At 71.0% G+C, this 21,396-nt stretch carries 22 protein-coding genes and 2 pseudogenes; 18 read left to right on the top strand and 6 right to left on the bottom strand.

Features of this window, described 5'->3' with window-relative positions:
• Positions 1 to 72 precede the first annotated feature (72 nt).
• Positions 73 to 771, bottom strand: a complete 699-nt coding sequence (locus ACZ58N_RS38085; protein ID WP_471169984.1) for a GNAT family N-acetyltransferase — start codon at positions 769 to 771, stop codon at positions 73 to 75.
• Between the two features lie 123 nt (positions 772 to 894).
• Here ACZ58N_RS38085 and ACZ58N_RS38090 point away from each other — a divergent pair, with 123 nt between their 5' ends.
• The gene (locus ACZ58N_RS38090; protein WP_471169987.1) at positions 895 to 1,488 is read left to right on the top strand and encodes a very short patch repair endonuclease; all 594 of its coding nucleotides are present in this window, start codon (positions 895 to 897) and stop codon (positions 1,486 to 1,488) included.
• Between the two features lie 79 nt (positions 1,489 to 1,567).
• Here ACZ58N_RS38090 and ACZ58N_RS38095 read toward each other — a convergent pair whose 3' ends face one another.
• Positions 1,568 to 2,704, bottom strand: coding sequence for a hypothetical protein (locus ACZ58N_RS38095; protein ID WP_471169990.1), 1,137 nt, complete (start codon positions 2,702 to 2,704; stop codon positions 1,568 to 1,570).
• Between the two features lie 336 nt (positions 2,705 to 3,040).
• On the opposite strand from ACZ58N_RS38095, the pseudogene ACZ58N_RS38100 reads away from it, so the two are divergent.
• Positions 3,041 to 3,235, top strand: a pseudogene (locus tag ACZ58N_RS38100) (CorA family divalent cation transporter); the annotation flags it as partial.
• Between the two features lie 135 nt (positions 3,236 to 3,370).
• Complete coding sequence (locus tag ACZ58N_RS38105) at positions 3,371 to 3,901, top strand: SMI1/KNR4 family protein (protein ID WP_471169993.1); 531 nt, start codon at positions 3,371 to 3,373, stop codon at positions 3,899 to 3,901.
• 164 nt (positions 3,902 to 4,065) lie between these two features.
• On the opposite strand, the gene ACZ58N_RS38110 is transcribed toward ACZ58N_RS38105, so the two are convergent.
• Complete coding sequence (locus tag ACZ58N_RS38110) at positions 4,066 to 4,500, bottom strand: hypothetical protein (protein WP_471169995.1); 435 nt, start codon at positions 4,498 to 4,500, stop codon at positions 4,066 to 4,068.
• Between the two features lie 971 nt (positions 4,501 to 5,471).
• Here ACZ58N_RS38110 and ACZ58N_RS38115 point away from each other — a divergent pair.
• The 5 genes from ACZ58N_RS38115 to ACZ58N_RS38135 are packed head-to-tail and all read left to right on the top strand — an operon-like array spanning position 5,472 to position 9,852.
• Positions 5,472 to 6,671, top strand: coding sequence for an ATP-binding protein (locus ACZ58N_RS38115; RefSeq protein ID WP_471169998.1), 1,200 nt, complete (start codon positions 5,472 to 5,474; stop codon positions 6,669 to 6,671).
• Positions 6,668 to 7,510, top strand: a complete 843-nt coding sequence (locus tag ACZ58N_RS38120) for a roadblock/LC7 domain-containing protein (protein WP_471170001.1) — start codon at positions 6,668 to 6,670, stop codon at positions 7,508 to 7,510. The genes ACZ58N_RS38115 and ACZ58N_RS38120 overlap by 4 nt, the downstream gene beginning before the upstream one ends.
• Positions 7,503 to 7,898 (top strand): DUF742 domain-containing protein, encoded by a 396-nt coding sequence (locus ACZ58N_RS38125; RefSeq protein ID WP_471170004.1) that lies wholly within the window; start codon positions 7,503 to 7,505, stop codon positions 7,896 to 7,898. Before ACZ58N_RS38120 ends, ACZ58N_RS38125 begins: the two co-directional genes overlap by 8 nt.
• Positions 7,899 to 7,901: 3 nt before the next feature.
• The gene (locus ACZ58N_RS38130) at positions 7,902 to 8,462 is read left to right on the top strand and encodes a GTP-binding protein (RefSeq protein WP_388902603.1); all 561 of its coding nucleotides are present in this window, start codon (positions 7,902 to 7,904) and stop codon (positions 8,460 to 8,462) included.
• Between the two features lie 10 nt (positions 8,463 to 8,472).
• Positions 8,473 to 9,852 carry a cytochrome P450 family protein gene (locus ACZ58N_RS38135; RefSeq protein WP_471170008.1) on the top strand — a complete coding sequence of 460 codons (1,380 nt, stop codon included), beginning with the start codon at positions 8,473 to 8,475 and terminating at the stop codon, positions 9,850 to 9,852.
• A gap of 221 nt (positions 9,853 to 10,073) precedes the next feature.
• Here the strand turns inward: ACZ58N_RS38135 and ACZ58N_RS38140 are convergent, their stop codons facing one another.
• Positions 10,074 to 10,691, bottom strand: a complete 618-nt coding sequence (locus tag ACZ58N_RS38140; protein WP_471170011.1) for a TetR/AcrR family transcriptional regulator — start codon at positions 10,689 to 10,691, stop codon at positions 10,074 to 10,076.
• 116 nt (positions 10,692 to 10,807) lie between these two features.
• Between ACZ58N_RS38140 and ACZ58N_RS38145 the strand changes: the two are divergent.
• A pseudogene (locus ACZ58N_RS38145) lies at positions 10,808 to 11,661 on the top strand (class I SAM-dependent methyltransferase).
• Between the two features lie 24 nt (positions 11,662 to 11,685).
• Here the strand turns inward: ACZ58N_RS38145 and ACZ58N_RS38150 are convergent.
• On the bottom strand, positions 11,686 to 11,973 hold the full coding sequence (locus tag ACZ58N_RS38150; protein ID WP_471170060.1) for a metal-sensitive transcriptional regulator: 288 nt from the start codon (positions 11,971 to 11,973) through the stop codon (positions 11,686 to 11,688).
• Positions 11,974 to 12,092: 119 nt separating this feature from the next.
• Complete coding sequence (locus ACZ58N_RS38155) at positions 12,093 to 13,097, bottom strand: hypothetical protein (RefSeq protein ID WP_471170014.1); 1,005 nt, start codon at positions 13,095 to 13,097, stop codon at positions 12,093 to 12,095.
• Between the two features lie 186 nt (positions 13,098 to 13,283).
• Between ACZ58N_RS38155 and ACZ58N_RS38160 the strand changes: the two genes are divergently transcribed.
• From ACZ58N_RS38160 to ACZ58N_RS38200, 9 genes are all read left to right on the top strand, one after another.
• Complete coding sequence (locus ACZ58N_RS38160; RefSeq protein WP_471170017.1) at positions 13,284 to 13,571, top strand: cation transporter; 288 nt, start codon at positions 13,284 to 13,286, stop codon at positions 13,569 to 13,571.
• A 95-nt stretch (positions 13,572 to 13,666) separates the two neighbouring features.
• Positions 13,667 to 15,934: a heavy metal translocating P-type ATPase gene (locus tag ACZ58N_RS38165; RefSeq protein WP_471170020.1), complete on the top strand. Its 2,268-nt coding sequence runs from the start codon at positions 13,667 to 13,669 to the stop codon at positions 15,932 to 15,934.
• Between the two features lie 9 nt (positions 15,935 to 15,943).
• On the top strand, positions 15,944 to 16,225 hold the full coding sequence (locus ACZ58N_RS38170) for a metal-sensitive transcriptional regulator (RefSeq protein ID WP_471170023.1): 282 nt from the start codon (positions 15,944 to 15,946) through the stop codon (positions 16,223 to 16,225).
• Positions 16,226 to 16,406: 181 nt separating this feature from the next.
• Complete coding sequence (locus tag ACZ58N_RS38175; protein ID WP_471170026.1) at positions 16,407 to 16,802, top strand: BlaI/MecI/CopY family transcriptional regulator; 396 nt, start codon at positions 16,407 to 16,409, stop codon at positions 16,800 to 16,802.
• Positions 16,799 to 17,707, top strand: a complete 909-nt coding sequence (locus tag ACZ58N_RS38180; RefSeq protein WP_471170029.1) for a M56 family metallopeptidase — start codon at positions 16,799 to 16,801, stop codon at positions 17,705 to 17,707. The genes ACZ58N_RS38175 and ACZ58N_RS38180 overlap by 4 nt, the downstream gene beginning before the upstream one ends.
• Positions 17,708 to 17,863: 156 nt before the next feature.
• A complete protein-coding gene (locus ACZ58N_RS38185; RefSeq protein ID WP_471170032.1) occupies positions 17,864 to 18,343 on the top strand; it encodes a GNAT family N-acetyltransferase in 480 nt (159 codons plus the stop codon).
• A gap of 271 nt (positions 18,344 to 18,614) precedes the next feature.
• The gene (locus tag ACZ58N_RS38190; protein ID WP_471170035.1) at positions 18,615 to 19,517 is read left to right on the top strand and encodes a class I SAM-dependent methyltransferase; all 903 of its coding nucleotides are present in this window, start codon (positions 18,615 to 18,617) and stop codon (positions 19,515 to 19,517) included.
• A 91-nt stretch (positions 19,518 to 19,608) separates the two neighbouring features.
• Positions 19,609 to 20,046 (top strand): Fur family transcriptional regulator, encoded by a 438-nt coding sequence (locus ACZ58N_RS38195; protein WP_471170038.1) that lies wholly within the window; start codon positions 19,609 to 19,611, stop codon positions 20,044 to 20,046.
• A 233-nt stretch (positions 20,047 to 20,279) separates the two neighbouring features.
• Entirely contained in the window at positions 20,280 to 21,332 is a 1,053-nt protein-coding gene (locus ACZ58N_RS38200; RefSeq protein WP_471170041.1) for a helix-turn-helix transcriptional regulator, read from the top strand.
• Positions 21,333 to 21,396 lie beyond the last annotated feature (64 nt).

Raw genomic sequence — 21,396 nt, forward strand, 5'->3', positions numbered from 1 at the left:
GCGACGACCTGCTCGACCTGGCGTCACCTTACGGAGATCACCCTGACTATCCCGTCACCCCTGAGACGTAGATCATTTTACGGGACAACCCTTAGACAGGCCGGCGCGCTGATGGTTCCGCTGCTCCCGATCCTCGACCGCCTGCACGTGGAGGAGGAGCTGTGGCGTGTAGGCGAGTTCGACCAGGTCTGCGAGCCACCCGGCCTCAAGAGCCCGCGACTCCTCGACCGCGTTCTCAGCGCCCGCGCCTCGAAGTCCGGAGAAGACGGTGTGGTCGACGGTCACGACCAGCAGGGCGTCGCTCTGCGCTTCGGCGAACAAATCCTCGTGGCCGTGGTCCAGCCACCAGGTATCGAGGGTCTCCTTGTCACCCCCTCGTCCCAGGCCCTCACCCTTCGGAACGAAGCCGAGACCGCTCCACGTGGCACTGAGCCCGTAGTCCCGCCGGCACCTGGCCCGAATGCCGAGCCGATGTCCTTGGCGACGGCGGAGCTCTGCGATCAAGCGGCTAGCGATCCCCTTGCCCCGACTCTCCTCCGCCACACACAGGTGCACGAGACGAACGTGCTGGCTGCGCTTGGGCAGCCCGAAGAGCGCGTAGCCGACGAGCTCGCCGCCTTCTAACGCGACCAGCAACCCACCATCGTCGGCGTACTTCCGGTACGCGGGCGGCGTGAGCAGCCCCAGCCTCTTGGTGTACCTGTTGCCCAGGGCGATGGCCGCGCCGAGCATGTCCGGCTGTTCTCCAGTCACCGGCAGAACTTCGATCATCGTGTTCCCCCTCAGCTTCCCTGCGTGTCCAGCCGATCACGCCCCCACCGCATAGTGTCGAACGACGAGGACACCAGGCCACCGTTTGGTCAGATCCGGCTAGGTCGGCGCGAATTACTCCTCATGAGCACGTCACTGACTGCTGTGTCGACGGTCGAACAGATCCAGCCCTGGCAGACCGCGCCGTACCGCGAGGCGGTTACCGAATCGGCAGCCACTAGTTGTCCGGGAGTGGAGACCAAAGACAGCCGCAGAGGCGTACCGAGTCCGCGGGACGCGAATGTCAGGAGGGTGATGGTGGCCCAACGCAGCCGAGACACTGCTCCAGAACTCGCCTTGCGACGTGCTCTTCATTCCTTGGGCTTCCGCTACCGCGTGAACATGCCCATCCCCGGGATGCCGCGCCGCCGCGCTGACGTCACCTTCACGAGATGGCGAACCGCGGTCTTCGTCCAAGGATGTTTCTGGCACGCGTGCCAGAAGCATCTGCACGCTCCGAAGCACAACTCCGAATGGTGGCGCCGGAAACTCGAAGGCAACGTCCGCCGCGACGAGGAGACCGACGCCCACCTGGTACACCTGGGCTGGCTGCCGCTGCGCATCTGGGAGCACGAAGGCGTGGACGACGCCGTTGGCAGGGTGACTGCGGCACTGGCGACCCGGGACCATCCCCGGGCCCTACGTCTGGGGGAACCAGGGCATGGCGAAGTGACGTGACCTGATGGGGCCGCTTCGATCGGCCCGAACAGCGCCTCCGCGCCCGCCGTGCTTCTGTCGCATCAGGGAACGGGGCGGATCACGCTGCGGCCGTGTCCGGTTCGTCTGCGGCCGATGGGTGCACGTGCCTACCGGGGTTGAACGGCGTGAACCAAGCACCGAACTCCATGGGTGCGATGCCGAGGGCCGATCCCACTGCGCTCTCGTCGATCCCGTCCATCGAACCGTCGTACAGCCACTCGTGGTCCATGTCCTCGTAGACGTTGTCGGCGAAGACTTCTAGGGCATTCGCGACGCCGTCGTCGAGCAACCCGAACAACTCCAGGGTGACGGTCGTCTGGCTCAAGAGAAGCCTCAGGGCAAGTTCCTCTGCGATGCAACTCAGCTGGTCGAAACTGCCGTTGGTGAAGCGCGTGGTCATGGCGATCACGGTCACCAGGAAGCGGCGGGCGAATCGGGTGTCGTACTGGAGGACGTACCTCTCCGGCAGGTCCTCCAGGTGCCACAGCGGACCGTCGCACTCGCCGACGTTGGTGCCCTCCTGTTCCAGGGTGTGCACGTCCTCGAACAGCTCGTCGATCAAGACATCGGTGGCGTAGATCAGTGCGCCGGCGGCCAGCACGGCATCCTGGGGCGCGACTGCGAACCCGTAGTCGTCGCCGTCCTCCTCCCCGAGGTCGTCCTGCACACCGAACATCACGGGTGGAAAGGAACGCAGCTCGTCCGCCAGCACGAGCATCCGGGAGCGCACTTCCTCGGCCTTAGCTTGTGCGTCGTACTCGCCTCCTTCGGCGGCTACGGGCGGCTCGGCATGACGGGCTTTGCGGGCCGCGGGGTCGTTCGGCGGGCCGTCCGGGCCGTCGGCGGCGGCAAGGCTCTCCTGGGTGAGCTCCGGGTGCAGCTCGACTTCGCACCGCTCGACCTTCCAATCGGCGAGCAGCTCGGAGCGTCGAAGCACCTCGCTCACGACGTCCCGGACGGCGTCCTCCGCGAATTCGAGCGCCTCGGCGTAGACGAACACCTTGAGCAGTGCCCCGCCGGGATACGCGCCCACGATCGTGTCGAGGAGGTCGACCTCCATGCCGTCCGGCCCGTCGATGCCGTCGACCGAGGCGAAGCCGCTCTCGATCAGCGCGACGGCCCCGGCACGCTGCAGCGGGTCCATCTCCGGAGTTCCCTCCGAGATGCAGATGTCTACGGTCACTACGTACGTCACGTGTCCGAGCCTGGCAGACGGATCGAAGCCGAGGGGGAGAATCGAATCGGTTCGTCAAGCCGTCGCCCCACGAAGGCGACTGCCGCCCTCGCTCCGACCACCTTGCGCTACGTTGCGTAGCTCTGCACGACGCTTGAATCAAGCTCTGGCCAGCGGCACCCCGTCCTCCCGGGCCGCAGCGGCTGGGGAGAATCTGGGGAGAACGAGGGCCTGCTGGGGGGGGCGGCTGGGGAGAATCGGCCGTACAAACGGGCAGCACGTTGAAAGGTTCGGAAAGGCCGATCATCGCCGGTCGGAGCACTCGTTGAGGCTATTTCCGCAGGTCAGCGACCTGATGGCGAGGAGATCAAGAAGATCTCCTCGTGGGCGGCCATCCTCTTCGCCCCCACGTTGGTGGGAACCATCTACGGGATGAACTTCGAGGACATGCCCGAGCTGAAGTGGGCGGGCGGCTACCCCTTCGCGATCCTGCTGATGGCGGTGGTCTGCGTCAGCCTGTACGTCATCTTCAAGAAGCGCGACTGGCTCTAGACGGCGCACCACCTGCGATTGCACACGGTTGCGGAGGGGCGCGGCCCGTCCGGACTTGCCCAGCGCAAAGCGGGTGGTACTCACCAACCCGGACCGCAGAGCGTTCGTGTCCGACCCCCTGGCAAGCCTGTCCTCGTGACGCCCACCGATGACCGACAGTTCCCCGCCGCACTCGCCACTGCGCTGGCCGTTCCCTTCGACTACGCCGACGGGAGGACCGGGGTCGACTTCGAGCCCTTCCCGGCCTTCCTGTCCGCGGCCGAGACCGCCGACTGGTTCCAGGCGTGGACGGGGAACACCGAGCAGGACGGCGCCGAATTCCGTGTGTTCGGGCAGGACGGCTCGGGCGGGTACGCGGCCCTCTGGATCGTCCGTCCCGGCCGGCCGCCGGCCGAGCAGCCCGTCGTCTTCCTCGGGTCCGAGGGAGAGACCGGCGTCGTCGCCCGCGACCTGGGCGACTTCCTGTGGCTGTTGGCCGACGGCTTCGGCCCCTGGGAGGCCGCCACCTCGTACGAGCCCGACTGGACGGCACACCCCAATCCGGAGTTGGCGGCCATTGCCGAAGGATTCGCACCGCACCGGCGCCGGTCGGCGGCAGCCGTGATCGAGCTGGCGGCCCAGGAGTTCCCCGACTTCGACGACACCATCATGGAGCTCTGCCGCTGAACCCATCGGCGGGACCCGTACGACCGGCCGCAGTCGCTGAAATCACCCTTGGTCGGATGTGAGTGATCACTGCCGGCCTCGGTGCTTCGGCACATTCCCGCGGCAGGCCGGTGGGCGCCCCGCCCGCTCACGTCGCCGCGTCCCTCTGCTGCGTTCGAGCATGCCTAGTAGTGGCCGGTGTCGCGTGCCTCGTAGGTCTTCAGCCCGATCTTCAGCAGAGGTGGCACGAGTGTGTGCAGGTACCAGCTCAGGTCGGTGAAGTCGAGTGAGTCGGGTATCCGCCGCCGGTTGATGGTCGGGATGAAGCCGCAGGTCATGCGGCCGGAGAAGAATATGAGCTGACCGCCCGTGCTCGCCCCCTCGTGGTGGATGCAGACGGCCACGTGGTGGTTGACGTGCTCGGGCGCGTCAAGGATGGCCAAGACATCCTGGGTGCGGTCGCGTGTCGTGGACCGCCAGTCGTACAGGTCGTCGTCGTTCACCATGTACGAGAGCGGCTCCTCCAGTGCCCAACCTGTGGCTGCCAAGGCCCGGAGGGTGGTGCGCACCGTGAGCGCGCGGACGAAGGTGAAGTCGATGTCCGCGGTCCTGGACGACACGAATGACTCCCTGATGAAGGTTCGACGACACCACATCGTTGACAGGATCTGCCGAGCTGTCGATCGAATTGACGGTCACGGACCTTGGCAGAGGCGTGGGATGTGGCAGGGGGTCATACGGCAGGTGGCGAGGCCGAGGAGGGCTTCGGGGGTGTTGTCGCGTCGCTCCCGGCCGTGGCCGCCGAGGGCCGAGCCGTGCGGGGCATCGCGGCGGGCGTTCACCGGTCGACGCTCCGGGCCCGCAAGGGTCTGGCGCGGCGCTCCGCCGGCGGTCCCGGCTGCTGTGTGGTCGGCGGCGTTCTCCCCGGGCGCCCCGCGGGGTTCCGGATCGGGGAACTCGTGCGGGTCCTGCGTCGACTTGTGAAGGACCGGTTCCGGGGAGCGCGTGGCTCGGCGACGTTCTTCGGCCGGCTCGTGCGTATCGCCGGAGGGACTTTCGCGGGCGGGGAGCGGCTCGGGCCGGGTGGCGGTTGCTGTGGGGAAGGAGGGCGCCCCGCCCAGGTGACCGCCGTCGGGGCGGGGTTCCGGGTGGGTTCGCGCGGTCGTCCCGGTCCTGGATTCGGGCCCTTGCGATCGCGCCATTGTGGCTCACCGCGGTGCGGTCCCATGGGTTGACGGGGAGTCGGGACGATGTGAGGGATTGTCGCCCCTCGCGTGAAGAAGGGCTCGACCGAACGGTCGGGAGCGGGGCGGACGACGGTGGGTCAGATGTCGAAGCACCATGTCAACCCGCTTCTGTAGCAGCCGGGTTGAGGCGAATCCGGCGCCCGGACCGGCGTCGAGGGGGCGAAGAACCGGGTGATAGCATCCCGGCATCTGTGATCTTGATCCATTTTGACGCAGATGCTGATTTCCGATCGGCGGCAGGCTCTCCGCACCGCAGCGGGTGAGCCGCGCCGATCAGCTGTGTTGCGGGGCCTCGCGAGGTGTATCTGCAGCCGTCCGCATGACATGCGCCGGGAAAGGTTTCCATGAATCGAGACGCACTTGTGTGGTGCTTGGTTGCGGTGGCGGCGATAGCCGTCGTCGCGGTCGTGGCACTCGTCGCCCGTAACAGAGCGCTGGGGGCGAAGAAGGAGCAAAACGAGGCCGAACTGAGGCACCAACTACAGGCCGCGGAGAGCCACCTGCACGCGTCGTACGGGGAGTTGCAGAGGTTCCGGAACGAGCAGGACGCCACGATCCGTGAGGCCAAGGAGGCGGCGGAGGAGAACACCAAGGCCGTCCTCAAGGGTGCTGCCAGCCTCCTGCAGAGCCTGGCGGCCGAGCAGACGACGCTACTGGACGGGATCCAGCGCAAGTACGGCGGACACGGCGTCCTCGGTGACCTGTTGGACGTCAACCACGCCAACGCCCAGATGGCGCGCAAGGCTCAGGGCATCGCCGTCATGTGCGGTGCGCCGCTCGGACGCCGCAACAGGGCCGCCAGCGTCTACGACGTGGTGCGCAGTGCCCAGGGTCAGATCCGCAACTTCAACCGGGTCGCCATCATGCAGCAGACCGGTCTCGCCCTGAAGGCCTCCGCGGTCGCGCCCGTCGCCCTCGCCGTGGCCGAGTTGCTCGACAACGCGGCCAGTTTCTCGCAGCACGACGCGCCGATCGAGGTCACGTTCCAGCGCGTGCAGAACAACCTGTGCATCGTCATCGACGACGCCGGTGTCAGCATGAACGACGAGGACCGGCAGCGGGCGACCGCGTTGCTGTCCGGGGAAGTCGCCCCCCGTCTGTCGCAACTCGGGACCCAGCCGAAGTTCGGTTTCCCCGTCGTCGGCCTGATCGCGCGTCAGCACGGCTTCAGGGTGGACGTCACCGGAGTCTCCCGTTACGGCGGCGTCAGGGCCGTCGTCCTCTTGCCCGAGGAGCTGTGGACCATGGAGGAGATACCGCCCGTCCAGGAGGCTCCGGTCAGCAACATCCGGCGCGCGCCCGAGAGCCGGCCGGAGAGCCGGCCCCAGAGCGCTCCGTCGCGCACGATGCACGGTCTGCCCAAGCGGGGCGCGCGTCAGGCGCCCATCGCGAGTGTTCCGGATCCCGAGCCGGCGCCGTCGGCGCCCCGGACCCCGCAGGAGACGGGCCGCACTTCCGGGCGCGGCCTCGGGGCCTTTCAGCGCGGCACGCTCTCCGGCCGCAACCTTGACGCCACCTCGTTCGAAGGGCCCGAAGACGCATGACCGCAGACCTGTCGTGGATGCTAGAGGACATCGTGCACAACGTGCCCCACGCACGGCACGCCGTCCTGCTGTCCGCGGACGGCCTCCCTCGCGGCGCGACGGAGGGACTGGCCGAGAAGGACGTGCGCACCATCTCCGCCGCCATGGCGGGGATGCAGTCGCTCAGCCGGGCGACGGCCCACTTCGCCGGACCCGAGGAGGACCGGCAGTGGAACCAGACCATCATCGAGTTCTCGCACGGCTGGAGCTTCCTGATCGGGGCCGGGCAGGGCTCGTACCTCGCGGCGGCGGCCGCACCCGACGTGGACATGCAGCAGATCTCCTTCCGCATGCACCGTCTCGTCGCACGGCTGGGCAACAACCTCACCTCGCCGCCGAGGGTGAGCGTCGAGGACGCCGGAGGTGCGCGGGGGGACTCCTCCCGACAGCGGGGATCCGCCGACGGGGGCTTCGTCCTCGGCGAGCTCGACCGGGTGGTGTCCGAGGTCGAGGGTGCCCGCCACGCGGTGCTGCTGGGATCGGACGGACTGCCCCGCGGAGCCACCCATGGGATGAGCCGCGACCTCGCGGACACGATCTCGGCGGCGATGACGGGCATCCACGCCTACAGCCGGGTGACCTCCCAGTTCACGGGAGCCGTCGAGGACGCGGAGTGGCGTCAGACGGTCATCGAGTTCCAGCACGGCTGGATCTTCCTGATGGCGGCCGGGCCCGATGCCTTCCTGGCCGCTGCCGCCGAGCACGACTGTGACATCGAGAAGTTCACCACGCGCCTGCACGAGGTGGTTCCCCGACTGACCGCGGCGGCGACATCGGGGAAGGGAACAGGTCATGTCTGACGGGCCCGCGCAGGATGATGAGTTGGAACTGACGTCTCCGTTAGTCCCCCTCTTCGTGATCACGAACGGTCGAGCGCTGCCCCCGGACCACGAGTACGAGCACACCACGCTCGTGACGGCGTCGGCGGTCGAGAACGGACAGGCCACGGCGCGGACGCTGTCGCCCGAAGCCGGGCAGGTCATGGACCTGGTCGCGGACGGCTTCCTGTCCGTGGCGGAGGTGGCGGGGCACACGCACCTGCCGCTGGGCGTCATCCGGATCCTGCTGGCGCAGTTGGAGGAGGACGGTCTCATCCTCGCGAGGACACCGATACCGCGCGCCGAACGGGTCGACAGAGAACTGGTCAGCGCCGTGCTCGAAGGCCTGAAGAATCGATTCGGAGCGTAGTCCGTGTACCTGGATCCAGATGTCTCCCACGCGGTGAAGATCCTCATAGTGGGGCACTTCGGGGTCGGCAAGACCACCTGCATCGGAAGTCTCTCCGAGATCGAGCCCCTACGGACCGAGGAGGAGATCACCGAGGCCAGCGTGGGCCTCGATGACCTGTCGGGCACACCCGACAAGACGACCACCACCGTCGCCATGGACTTCGGCCGGCTGACCCTCAGCGACACCCTGGTGCTCTACCTCTTCGGGACGCCCGGCCAGGAGCGCTTCAAGGAGATGTGGGAGGAGCTCTCGCGGGGGGCGCTGGGTGCGCTGGTCCTCGTCGACCCGGAACGGCTGCACGAGTCGTTCCCCGTCCTGGACCTCGTCGAGCGGTTCGGTCTGACGTACGCCATCGCCGTGAACCACTTCGAGGGCACCACCCACTACCCGCTCGACGAGGTGCGCGAGGCCCTGAACCTCACCGCCGAGACCCCTGTCGTGCAGTGCGACGTGCGGGACGAGAACTCCTCGGCGCAGGCCCTCATCACCCTCGTGACCCACCTCATGTCCCAACTCGGCTAGGAGCGCAGGAATGCAACAGCCAATCGAGTCCCAGGAGATACCCCCCGGCTGCCCCGCGCACGGGAACGTCCGGATGTACGGCCCCTCGTTCGGGGCCGACCCGGAGAGCCACTACGCGCAGCTGCGGCACTTCGGTCCCAGCGCGCCGGTGGAGATCGCCCCCGGTGTTCAGGCCGAACTCGTCACCAGTTACGACGCAGCCCTTTACGTCCTGCAGAACCCCGCGACCTTCGTGCGCGACTCGCGCCGCTGGAACGCCCTCAACGAAGGGCGCGTGCCGGCCGACAGCCCGGCGCTGCCCATGCTGGCGTACCGTCCGAACGCGCTCCTCAGTGACGGCGCGGCCCACGCGCGCCTGCGCCGTGCCGTCACCGACAGTCTCGCCACGGTCAACGAGCACCAGCTGATCCGGCAGACGCAGCAGTCCGCCAACTACCTGATCAGCCAGTTCAGTACGGACATCCGCGGTCAGGCGGAGTTGATGGCCGAGTACGCCCAGCCGCTGCCGCTGCTGGTCTTCAGCGAGCTGTTCGGCTGCCCGCCCGACATCGGTGACCGTGTGATCGCCGGGATCAGCGGCCTCTTCGAGGGGAAGCCCGGTTCCGACGAGGTGCTCGGCGGGGCGCTCACCGAGCTGATCGCCCTCAAGCGGCGGCGGCCGACGTCGGACCTGACGACACGTCTGATGGAGCACCCGGCCCAGCTCACCGACGAGGAGGTGCTGCACCAGTTGGTCACGCTGCTCTCCGGTGGCACGGCGCCGGTGGCGGCGGCCATCGGTACCAGCAGCGCCCTGTACCTCGGGGAGGACTGGCAGATCGGACTCCCGGTCGAGGACGCGGTCTCGCAGACCCTCTGGAACTACGCGCCGATCGCCAACTACGCGGCGCACTACCCGACTCACGACGTCGAGCTCGGTGACAGGCTGGTGCGGGCCAACGACCCGGTCCTGATCTCGTTCGCCGCGGCCAACACCGATCCGAAGCTGACCGAGCACCGCGAACAGCTCAGCGCGAAGGCCCACTTGGCGTTCGGAGCGGGCCCGCACGCCTGCCCCGCCAAGGACCCGGCCTTCATGATGACCGTGACCGCCGTGGAGACGCTGCTGAACCAGTTGCACGACGTCGAGCTGCGGGTTCCGTTCAAGTCGCTGACCTGGGCGCCGAGCATGTGGAGCCGCTCGCTGGTCACCCTCCCGATCGGCTTCACCCCGAAGGGCGTTCCGCAGCCCGCCGCGCCCGCCGGAGCGAACCCGGGCCGGCCGGCCCCGCAGCAGGCGGCGGCCCCGTCCTCCTCCTCCGTCGGGTCCTCGCGCACGAGCGTCGGCGCCGCGCCGCAGGCCAAGGGCGGCCTGTTCAGCCGCTTCCTGGCCTGGACCAGGGGTGAGTGAGTCGTTTCGATCAAGTAATCCGGCGTGATCCTTCGTGCTCCGGCGTGATCCTTCGCGCTCCCGGCCGTCCGTCGAGGGCCTGTGGCCGGCGGGTCCCAGCGATCGCGTGGTGAGGTGCGGCGGCTGGTTCCGGGGAGCGAGCCGCCCTCGGACGGGGGCACGCCCGGCCGGTACGTGAGGCTCCGGCCCTCCGGGCCGACGCGGGCGCCCCGACCCGCCCGTCAGTCGGATCCGGGGGCCGCCGGCGCGGGCCCGGGCCCCAGGAGCGCGCCGATCAGGCGGTGCGTCGTGGTGGGCGGGGTCGGGGTGGTGGCCGGGGTACGGGTCATCAGGAGATGGTGGACCGTGCCGACCAGGGCGAGCGCGATGGTGGCCGGGTCGGCGTGCGGCGGAATGCGGTCGAGGCGCCGCTCCGCCTCCAGATAGGCGGTGACCGAGTCCTGGATCACCCCGAAGGCCGGCGCTCCGGACTCCAGTCCCTCGCGGGTGTGGAGGGACGCGGCGGGGCGGGTCATGGCGATGCCCACGACCGCCGGGGGCAGGGAGTCCAGCAGGGCGACCATGATGTCCTGGAGGTTGTCCGCGACGGAGCCCCGTCCCACTCGTGACGGCAGCAGGGCCGCCTGGCGGGCGGCGCGGGCGAAGCGGTCCAGGACCAGTTCCGCGACGAACTCGTCCAGGCCGGCGAAGTGGGCGTGCAGGACCCCCTTCCCGCAGTCGGCTTCCGCGGTGACGGCCCGGCTGGTCAGGCCGGTGGCCCCGTCACGTGCGACGACCCGCTCGGCGGCGGCGAACAGCCGCTCCCTGAGGTCCGGTATCGCCACTCCACGCGGTGACATAACACCCCTTTCCGTCAAGCCCGTTGCCAGTACGGGCATCCGCCCATACTGTTTGGGCACTTGCCCATACTAGGGGTCGGGTGCTTCGCGCCGCCCGGCCGGTACGGAGGTGCAGCATGACGCGGACCGGCAACACCGATCAGGCCGAGGCGTGGAACGGGTACGAGGGCTCCCACTGGGCCCGGAGCCACGCACGCTGGGACGCCGTCAACGACGGCTTCAACGCACCGCTGCTCGACGCCGCCGCCGTGAGCGGGAGCGACCACGTCCTGGACGTCGGTTGCGGTCCCGGACGCACCACCCTGCTGGCCGCCGGGCGGGCCGTGGGCGGGCGGTCGGGGTCGACCTGTCGGCCCCCGCCGTGGACCGGGCCCGGGCGAACGCGGAGCGGGAGGGGGTTCGCAACGCGTCGTTCGTCGAGGCCGATGCCCAGGTCCACGCGTTCGGCGACGGCGTCTTCGACGCGGCCGTCAGCCGGTACGGGATGACCTTCTTCGGTGACCCGGTGGCCGCGTTCACGAACGTCCTGCGGGCGCTGCGCCCCGGCGGCCGGCTGGCGTTCGTCTGCGCGGCCCGCCCCCTGGACAACGAGTGGTTCGAGGCGATGGCCTCGCTCGACGGCGTCCTCCCCCTCGGCGACTTCGGCACCCCGGGCTCCGAGGGCATGTTCTCGCTCTCCGAACCGGGCCTGGCGAGCGCCCTGTTGTCGGAGGCCGGCGGGGAGGCGGTGCACGCCGAGCGGCTCGACGTTGCCGGGAACTGGGGGCGGGACGCCGAGGACGCGGCCGCCTTCCTGCTCGACTCCGGGCCGGGACGCCACATGCTCGGGCAGGTGGGGCCGCAGGCGCGGGAGGAGGCGCGCCGGCTGCTCACGGACCGCTTGCGCGGACACGAGGCGGGCGGCGCCGTGTGGTTGCGCAGCAGCGCGTGGCTGGTCACCGCGGTCCGTGGCGGCGCGCCCCGGGGCTGAGGGTTCGGCCCCGGACTTGAGGGTTCAGGAACGGGCCAGTCGGGCGACGGCGCGGGAGGCCTCCTCCACCTTGCTGCGGGCCTCCTCGCCCCCTTCGGTGACGGCGGCGGCGACGCACGAGTGCAGGTGGTCCTCCAGCATGGTCAGGCCGAAGGCCTGGAGGGCCTTGGTGGCGGCGCCGACCTGGGTGAGCACGTCGATGCAGTACGCGTCCTCCTCGACCATGCGTTGCAGGCCGCGCACCTGGCCTTCGATGCGGCGCAGCCGCTTGAGGACGTCGTCCTTGTGTGCGGTGTAACCGTGCACGGCGATCCCTTCCCTCGGTCGAAGCCTTGCGGAGCCCGCCGGGCCCTGCCGGGCCTTCCCCTGCCTTCCCGGGCCCTGCCTTCCGTCCCGCGGCGCGCCGGGGGGCGCGGCCCCGGTTGCCCGGGTCAGTGGGTGTGCGCGTCGCCCGATGCGGGGGCGGTCGATTCGGCGGCGGGAGCGGGCGTGGTGGCCGGGGCGGGGGTCGGGGCGCTCGCGTCCGGGCCGGGGGTCGGTCGGGTGCCGGCGTTCACGGTGAAGGCGGCGGTGCGGACCTTGCCCTCGTGCTGGAAGTCCAGGAAGAGCCGGTAGGCACCCGCGCTCGGGGCCGTCGCCGTGAACGAGACGTCGGGGCCGGGGCCGCCCTCGTTGGGGTGGACGTGCAGGTAGGCGAGGTCCCCGTCGCGGAGGGCGACGAGGTGGCCGTACGCCCCGAGGTACGGCTCCAGGTTCGTGACGGGCTTGCCGTCCTTGGTGACCGTCAGCTTGAGCTCGCCGGCCCGCCCGGGTTCGAGGGTGCCGCCGAGGGTGACCTGGTAGCCGTCCACGTCGGCGGTGTTCGCCGCGGCCGGCAGGGGGTTCGGCGCGTACGCGCCGGGCACGGCCAGGTCGGCGCCGAGGGTGACGCCCTTCGCGCCCTCCCCGGCGGGGGTGAAGTCGGCGAAGGCCTTGTAGCCGCCCGCCGCGGGCAGGTCGACCGGGGTCGACCAGGTGCCGTCCGCGGCCCGTACCGGGTGGAGGTGGCGGTACACGGTGAGGTCGCGCGAGGCGACGATGAAGTGCAGTTCCTTGCCGTGCTCGGTCCTGTACGAGGTGACCTTGCGTCCCTCGGCGTCCTTCACCGAGAAGCGGAGCTCCCCCCGTCCCCCCTCGATCCGCGGGGTGTCCAGGCTGAGCGCGTAACCGCCCTCGGACACCTGGAGGCCACCCGCCGCCGGGGCCTGCGCGGCGGCTTCCGCGTGACCTCCGTGGCCGGCGTCCGCGCCCTTCGACGCGGGGGCCTCGGCGTGGTTCGCGTGCTCCACCTTCACGGGTGGGCCGACGGGGCCCACGCCCGCCCCGACCCCGTACGCGGCGCCGAAGGCCGCTGCGAGCGCGGCGGCAAAGGCGGCGGTCTTCACTCCGGTGTTCATGGCTGCTCTCCCGTACGACGTAGTGCCGCGTCCAGCGGTTTCATGGGTTCACCATACCCCCGGGGGGTACCAAGTCAAGCCGCGGGATCCCTTGCGGACCGATACCCGTGGGGGGTATACCTGAGATCAGTTCGGATACCCCCAGCGGGTATCCGGCGGCTACCTGAACCGACCGAGGAGAAATCCATGTCTTCCTGCTGCTCCCCCGACGGCAACTGCGGCACGAACGCCGGAGCGACCACCGCCACCGCGCTCGTCGACCGCACCGCCACCGCCTACCGCGTGTCCGGCATGACCTGCGGGCACTGCAGGACCGCCATCACCGCGTCGGTCGGCGCGCTCGACGGGGTCCTGTCCGTGGACGTGGACGTCGACGGCGGCCTGGTCACGGTCACCACCGCGGGCGACCCGGACGACACCGCCATCGCCGCCGCGATCGACGACGCCGGCTACGAGCTGACCGGCCGCGCCTGAGGCTCCGCCCCACCCCGAACCACTCGGCCGCCGGGATCCGGTCCGTCCCACCGGGCCCCGGCCCCCACCCCGCGCTCGAACGAGGAGCAGCCCTCATGACCACCATCACTCCCGGCGCCGCCCAGGTCGAGCTCGCCATCGGCGGCATGACCTGCGCCTCGTGCGCGGCCCGCATCGAGAAGAAGCTCAACCGCATGGACGGCGTCGAGGCGACCGTCAACTACTCCACCGAGAAGGCCAAGGTCACCTTCGACGCCGACATCTCCGTCGCGGACCTGATCGCCACCGTCGAGGCCACCGGCTACACCGCGCAGGAGCCGGCCCCTCCCCGCACGGACACCGGCTCGGGGCCCGCTTCCGGCGGCGAGGAGGACGACGGGGCAGAGGAGCTGCGCCCGCTGCGGCAGCGGCTGATCATTTCCGTCGTGCTCGCCGTACCCGTCATCGCGATGGCCATGGTCCCGGCGCTCCAGATCGAATACTGGCAGTGGCTCTCCCTGACGCTGGCCGCACCCGTCGTCACGTACGCCGCCTGGCCCTTCCACCGGGCCGCGTGGACCAACGCCAAGCACGGCGCCGCCACCATGGACACGCTGATCTCCGTGGGTACGACGGCCGCGTTCCTCTGGTCGCTGTGGGCCCTGTTCTTCGGTACGGCCGGCACCCCCGGCATGACCCACGCCTTCGAGTTCACCATCGCCCGCACCGACGGCGCGGGGAACATCTACCTGGAGGCGGCGGCCGGAGTCACCGCCTTCATCCTGGCCGGCCGCTACTTCGAGGCCCGCTCCAAGCGCAAGGCCGGCGCCGCCCTGAAGGCGCTGCTGGAACTGGGCGCCAAGGAGGTCACCGTGCTGCGCGGTGGCCGCGAGGTCACCGTGCCCACCGCCGACCTCCAGGTCGGCGACCGCTTCCTGGTCCGGCCCGGCGAGAAGATCGCCACCGACGGCACCGTCGTGGAGGGTTCCTCCGCCGTGGACGCCTCCATGCTCACCGGCGAGTCCGTCCCGGTGGAGGTGTCCGTCGGGGACTCCGTCACCGGAGCCACCCTCAACGCCGGCGGCCGGCTGGTCGTCGAGGCCACCCGCATCGGCTCCGACACCCAACTGGCCCGGATGGCCCGGCTGGTGGAGGACGCCCAGAACGGCAAGGCCGCCGCGCAGCGCCTCGCCGACAAGATCTCCGCGGTGTTCGTGCCGATCGTCATCGGCCTCGCGCTCGCCACCCTCGGCTTCTGGCTCGGCACCGGTTCGGGCCTGACGGCCGCCTTCACCGCCGCCGTCGCCGTACTGATCATCGCCTGCCCGTGCGCCCTGGGCCTGGCCACCCCGACCGCCCTCATGGTCGGCACCGGCCGCGGCGCGCAGCTCGGCATCCTGATCAAGGGCCCCGAGGTCCTGGAGACCACCCGCAAGGTCGACACCATCGTCCTGGACAAGACCGGTACCGTCACCACCGGCCGGATGACCCTGATCAAGGTGCACACCGCGCAGGGCGTGGACGAGAACGACGTGCTGCGCCTGGCGGGTGCCCTGGAGCACGCCTCCGAGCACCCGATCGCCCAGGCCGTCGCGGCCGGCGCGAGCGCCCGGGTCGGCACGCTGCCCACCCCCGAGGACTTCGCCAACGTCCCCGGACTCGGTGTGCAGGGCGTCGTCGACGGGCACGCGGTGCTCGTGGGCCGCGAGAAGCTCCTCGCCGAGTGGGCGATGGCGCTGCCCGCGCACCTGGAGCTCGCCAAGGCCGGGGCGGAGGCCGCCGGGCGCACCGCCATCGCCGTCGCCTGGGACGGCGAGGCGCGGGCCGTGCTGGAGGTGGCCGACGCCGTCAAGGACACCAGCGCCGAGGCGATCCGCCGGCTGCGCGCCCTCGGTCTCACACCGATCCTGCTGACCGGCGACAACAAGGCCGTCGCGGAGTCCGTCGCGGCCGAGGTCGGTATCGACGAGGTGATCGCCGAGGTCATGCCGCAGGACAAGGTCGACGTCGTCAAGCGGCTCCAGGCCGAGGGGCGCAGCGTCGCCATGGTGGGCGACGGCGTCAACGACGCGGCCGCGCTCGCCCAGGCCGACCTGGGCCTGGCCATGGGCACGGGTACCGACGCCGCGATCGAGGCCGGTGACCTGACCCTCGTACGGGGCGACCTGCGGGCGGCGGCCGACGCCATCCGGCTCGCCCGCAAGACCCTCGGCACCATCCGCTCGAACCTGTTCTGGGCGTTCGCGTACAACGTGGGCGCGCTGCCGCTCGCCGCGGCGGGACTGCTCAACCCGATGATCGCCGGAGCGGCCATGGCCTTCTCCTCGGTCTTCGTCGTCGGCAACAGCCTGCGTCTGCGCGGCTTCCGGGCCGCCGCCAACTGAGGAGCGCCCGTGGCCGGTTACGGAGAACAGAAGGACGACGTCATCAGACGTCTGCGGCGGATCGAGGGCCAGATCCGCGGCGTGCAGCGGATGGTCACCGAGGACGCCTACTGCATCGACGTACTGACCCAGGTGTCCGCGGTCAACGCGGCGCTGAGGGCCTGCGCCGTGACGCTCCTCGACGAGCACCTCGGCAACTGCGTCGCCGAGGCCGCCGCCCGGGGCGGGGACGACGCCCGGGTCAAGGTGGCCGAGGCCACGGAGGCCATCGCCCGTCTCGTCCGCGCGTAGGGTCCGAAGGGTCCACCGCCCCCGCTCCCTCCGCGCGTGGTCCGACGGGTCCACCGCTCCCACGCTCCATCCCACGACCGAGCAGCCCGGCCGGCGGACGTCCGCCGGCCGGGCTGCTCGGTCGTGCGCGCGGGGGCGGGCCGTAGCATGAGCCGCTCGCGAGCGGGAGGGGCCGAGAGGGATGCGCGTACGCCGGCTGGGAGAGCTGGAGGCCGAGATCATGGACCGGGTGTGGCAGTGGGAGCGGCCCGCCTCCGTCCGCGAGATCGTCGACGACATAAACCGGGGCCGCAAGGTCGCCTACACCACCGTGATGACCGTGGCCGACATCCTTTACCGCAAGGGTTGGTTGAGCCGCGAGAAGTCCGGCCGGGCCTGGATGTACGTGGCAGTCCGCAGCCGGGAGGAGTACACGGCGGCGCTCATGCAGGACGCCCTCGGCGACAGCCAGGACCGCCGGGCCGCCCTGCTCCGGTTCGTGGAGCGCATGTCCCACGAGGACGTGGCCGCCCTCGACGAGGCACTGCGCGCCGCCCATCCCGACCGCCCCGCCGGCCCGACCGGAGGCACCCGGTGAACCACCACGTCCTACCGCCGCTCGGACTCGCCCTGATCACGGGCATGGTGATCCCCTGGATGCTGCTGCGGGCCCGCTGGGCCCAGCAGGTGCCCCGGCTCGGACTGGCCGTGTGGATCATGTGCGGTTCCGTCTTCGCGCTCGCCACCGCGATCCTGCCCGCCCAGCTCCTGCTGCCCGCCGAGACCAGTCACCGGCTCATCGACGCCGTCCTGACCCTGAGCCCGCCCTCCCCCCGGCGGGTGGCGGACGGGACGGCGCGCGAGTTCCTCGCCGCCGCCACGGCGCTCGCGGTCCTGGCCCTGCCCGGTACCGGCTTCGCGCGGGAACTCGTGCGGGCCCGGCGGGCCCGGAGCAGGCACGCCGAACTGCTGCGGCTGGTCGGCCGGTACGACGCCGAGCTGGGGGTGACCGTGCTGGACGACGCGCGCCCGGCGGTGTACTGCCTGCCGGGGCGCTCGCGCCGCGTCGTGATCTCCTCGGGGGCGGCGGACGTCCTGACGGAACAGGAGCTGGCGGCCGCACTCGCCCACGAGCGGGCGCACATCGCCGGCCGGCACCACCTGCTGCTCGCGGCGGCGGGAGCGTACGCGACGGTCTTCCGCCGGCTCCCCCTGGCCCGGATCGGCGGTCAGGCCGTACCGCTGCTGCTGGAGATGGCCGCCGACGACCGCGCTCTGCGCGGCTGTTCGCGCGACGCGCTGGCCACGGCGCTCTACGCGCTGGCGGCCGGGCACGCGCCCCGGCGGGCCTTCGCCGCGGGCGGTCCGTCGGCGGCGCTGCGGATGCGCCGCATCCTGACGCCGCACCGGGTGGGGCACGCGGTGCTGCGCGGCCTGCTCGCGGTGACGGCGGCCATGTCGGTGATCGTGCCCACGGTCGTCGCCTGTTGCTGGACCTCGTGATGGCGGCTCCGCCCGGCCCTTCCACCGACGATCGCCCCAACCCGGCTATTTACTAAGCCAATTCGTAGATTTCGCCTTGCCCCCCGACCACTCGAATTGCCCGCTATTCTGGGCGCGTGCGGGCTCAGGACCGGTGCGGCGAGAGGGGCGTAACAAATGCTGCTGGCTGACGTGCGGGCGGCAGCGCCGGGTGACGCGACGGCGATATCCCGGCTCCTCGCCGAGGCGATTCGTGAGGACTACGGCAGCGCCCTCGGTGAAATCCGTGTCGGCCGACTGGTGTCGGACCATTGCTCACTGCCCCGCATAAGAGCGGAAATTGGAATTCCGGGCGGAGCGCCCGGCTGGCTCGGTTGGCTGGTCGCGGCCGGTCCGGACGGCGCCGTCGTGGGAGCGGTGTCGGGCGGCGTGCCGGTCGCCTCGGAGGGCGAGGTCTACGCCCTGTGCACGACTCCGGCCCGCCGCCGCAAGGGTGTCGGCACGGCCCTGCTGGCAGCCGCCACCGAACGGATGCGCACGCACGGGGCGACGGCCCAGCGGATCGGCCTCCCCGTGGAGCAGGCCCCCGCCCTGCCGTTCTTCGCGCATCACGGATTCACGGCGCTGACCCCGCTCCGGCTCGGCCGCACGCTCTGACGATCGGCTTGAACCAGCGGCTCGCCGGCCCTGCCGACCGAGCCGCCCCGCTGCCGCGCCCGGCGCACTCGACACCCCCGGCACGCCACCCGGTCCGGCGACGGCTCCCGCCCGGCGGACGTGGCAGATCCACGCCATCGCGTGTTCACGCAGCCCGCCGCTCTGGCCCAACCCCCGGGCCGCAGGACAGGATTTGACCAGCGGCGACGGGTTCTCGACGGCACGGGAGCACCGCCCCGACGGTCGGACCGAGCGAGCCCCTGGAGGAGCGATGCACACATCGAGCGGCACCTTCCTGCCCGTCATGCCGGTCGCGGCCATCACGCCCACCCCGCACGCGGCGCCCTGCGCGACGCCGCCGACCGCGTATCCGACCGGCGCAGCCGTGCCGGCGCCCGCGGACTTCCTCCCCGGGCTGGAATCGACCGCCCCGGCCGACGAGGACGCGGCTTGGCTGCACGACGCGCTGCTGGGTCCGCACAGTGCGGACATCGTCCGCTACCTGAGCCTCGCCCGGCGCTGCGGCGGCCCGGTCCTGGACCTGGGCTGCGGCTCCGGTCGGCTGGCCGTCCCGTTCGCCCGCCAGGGCTTCTCCGTCGAGGCCGTCGACCGGGACGCGGACTCCCTTGAACGGGTACGGAACTGGGGCCGCCGGATCGGACCCCAGGTGGCGCGCCGCCTGGTCACCACCCGGGCCGATCTGTCGGACCTGCGGCTGCGGCGCACGTACCGGCTGGCCCTGCTGGCCGGCACGATGATCGCGGCGGTACCGCCGTCCGCCCGCCCGGGGCTGCTGCGCGAGATCGCCGCGCACCTGGAGCCCGGCGGGGCGCTCGCCCTCGACTTCACGGCGCACCGGCCGCTGGGGCTGTCCGAGGAGCCGGTGCGCACCTGGGCGTTCCCGGTCCCCCGCTTCGACGGCGTGGAGGAGTGGGCCGTGGCCCGTCAGGTCTTCGACGTCGACGACATGAGCGAACGCGTCTCCTACCACTGCGTGCGCACCAACAAGGTGGGCACCGAACGCGTGGTCCGCTCGACGCGCAAGTGGATCGTGGATCCGGCGCGCCTCGAAGCGGAGCTGTGCGCGGCGGGGCTCCGGGTCGAGCGCCGCAGGCACCACCGCGCCGACGAGCGGACCGAGAGCGTCCTGCTCGTCTGCCGGACCCTCGCCTGACGGCCGACGCCCACCCCGCTCCACGAGGCCGGGCAAGAGGTACGATGCTCCCAAAGGTTTGAGCGGACCAGATGACGGATGGGGCGCAGCGATGGCTGTCGTGGAGGAGTCGACCGGCCGCGAGGCGGTGATCCAGCGCCTTCGCGACGTGGGTCTGCGCGTGACCGGACCGCGCCTCGAAGTGCTCCAAGTGCTGGCGGCGGGCGGCCACATGGACGTCGAGTCCATCACGGCCTCGGCCCGCGCGCGATTGGGCACCCTGACCAGCCAGGCCGTCTACGAGATGCTGCGCCATTTCCTGGAGACCGGCCTGGCGACGAAGTTCGACCGCCCGGGCCTGCCGGCCGTCTTCGAGGTCTCGGGCCCGCCGCACCAGCACGCGCTCTGCCTGCGGTGCGGGCGCGTGGAGAACGTCCGGGCCGAGGCTCCGAAGCCGACGGGCGGGGAACTCCGGTCCTGGCGGATGGACGACGCGGAGGTCATCTTCAAGGGACTCTGCCCCGACTGCCTGAGCCTGCCGCAGGGCTGACACCCACCGACCCCACCGGAGGACCGACCACGCCACGAACCGGCGAGTCGGGCCTGCGCCCACCCCGTCGACCCCCTCGACGTCACCCCGTCCCGGCAGGTCCGCGACGGCGCCGCACACCCGGGGCAGGGCATGTGACGCCGGTCACTTCCCTTTCCGGGGGGCGGGGACTCCCTCGCGGGCATGTGCCAAAGTGTGACTGTCGATTCGTAAGATGAGGGGGTCGCTTCGCAATGGCAACGGGCGATGGCAGGGACGGCGTCCAGTCGGCCGACAGGGTGCTGGCCCTCTATCAGCAGCTGCGCCTGCGCGGGGTGTCCAACCTCAACGACGTCTTCGCGGAGCTCGGGCCGGCCCCCGAGGAGCGCGAGCGGTGGCGCGCGGAGCTGATCGCCCTCGGCCTCATCGTGCCGACGGGCACCACCCACGCCACCCGCGCCGACCTCCAGTCCGGGGCCTGGCAGCCGGGACCGGACGCGGTGGCCGTGGTCGACCCGGAGATCGCCCTGTTGCGGATGCTGCAACGCGAACGCGAGCGGCTGCGCGAGCACCTGGACGAGTCCGACCGGACGTACAGCGCCCTGGAGACGCTGGTCGGGAAGTTCCTGCGCCCCGGTTCGCTGAGCGGCTCCGAGGTCGAGGTCGAGATCATCGACGATTACGGCCGGATCCAGCAGGTGCTGGAGGACATCACGGACGTCATCCGCCACGACCTGACCTCCATGCACGTGACGGCCCTGGTCAGGGAGGTCGCGGACCGGGTGCTCAGCCGCGACCGCCGGCAGATCGACAACGGGGTGCGCATCCGCGCCATCTACCACCAGCGGATCACCACCTCGCCGGAAGCGGTGGAGATGCTGCGCCGTCGCGTCGAGGCCGGGGTCGAGATCCGGCTGTCGCCCGCGGCCCCGATGAACATGATCATCGCGGACCAGCAGTTCGCCGTGCTGCCCGTACACCCCGACGACCGGTCGGCGGGCGCGATCCTCGCCCGGGGTCCCGCCCTGGTCCGCTCCTACCTGGCGCTGTACGAGCACTGTTGGCACGCCGCCACACCGTACGGGGACGACGTGGCACCGGAACTCGGCGGCGACGGACTGTCCGAGCAGCAGCGGGCCGCGCTCAAGATGCTCGCCTCGGGAATGAAGGACGAGAAGGTCGCCCGGAACCTGGGGGTTTCCCTGCGGACGGTGAGCCGCATGCTGTCCGAGTTGATGCAGGAAATGGGGGCGTCGAGCCGTTTCGAGGCCGGGGTGCGGGCGCAGCGACTCGGATGGCTGGATTGATTCACCCCCCATCGACGCCGGACGCCGCTTCCGGGAACCCCGCCCGAAATACGGCCGCAACACT

The sequence above is a fragment of the Streptomyces sp. NPDC040432 genome, assembly GCF_055595445.1.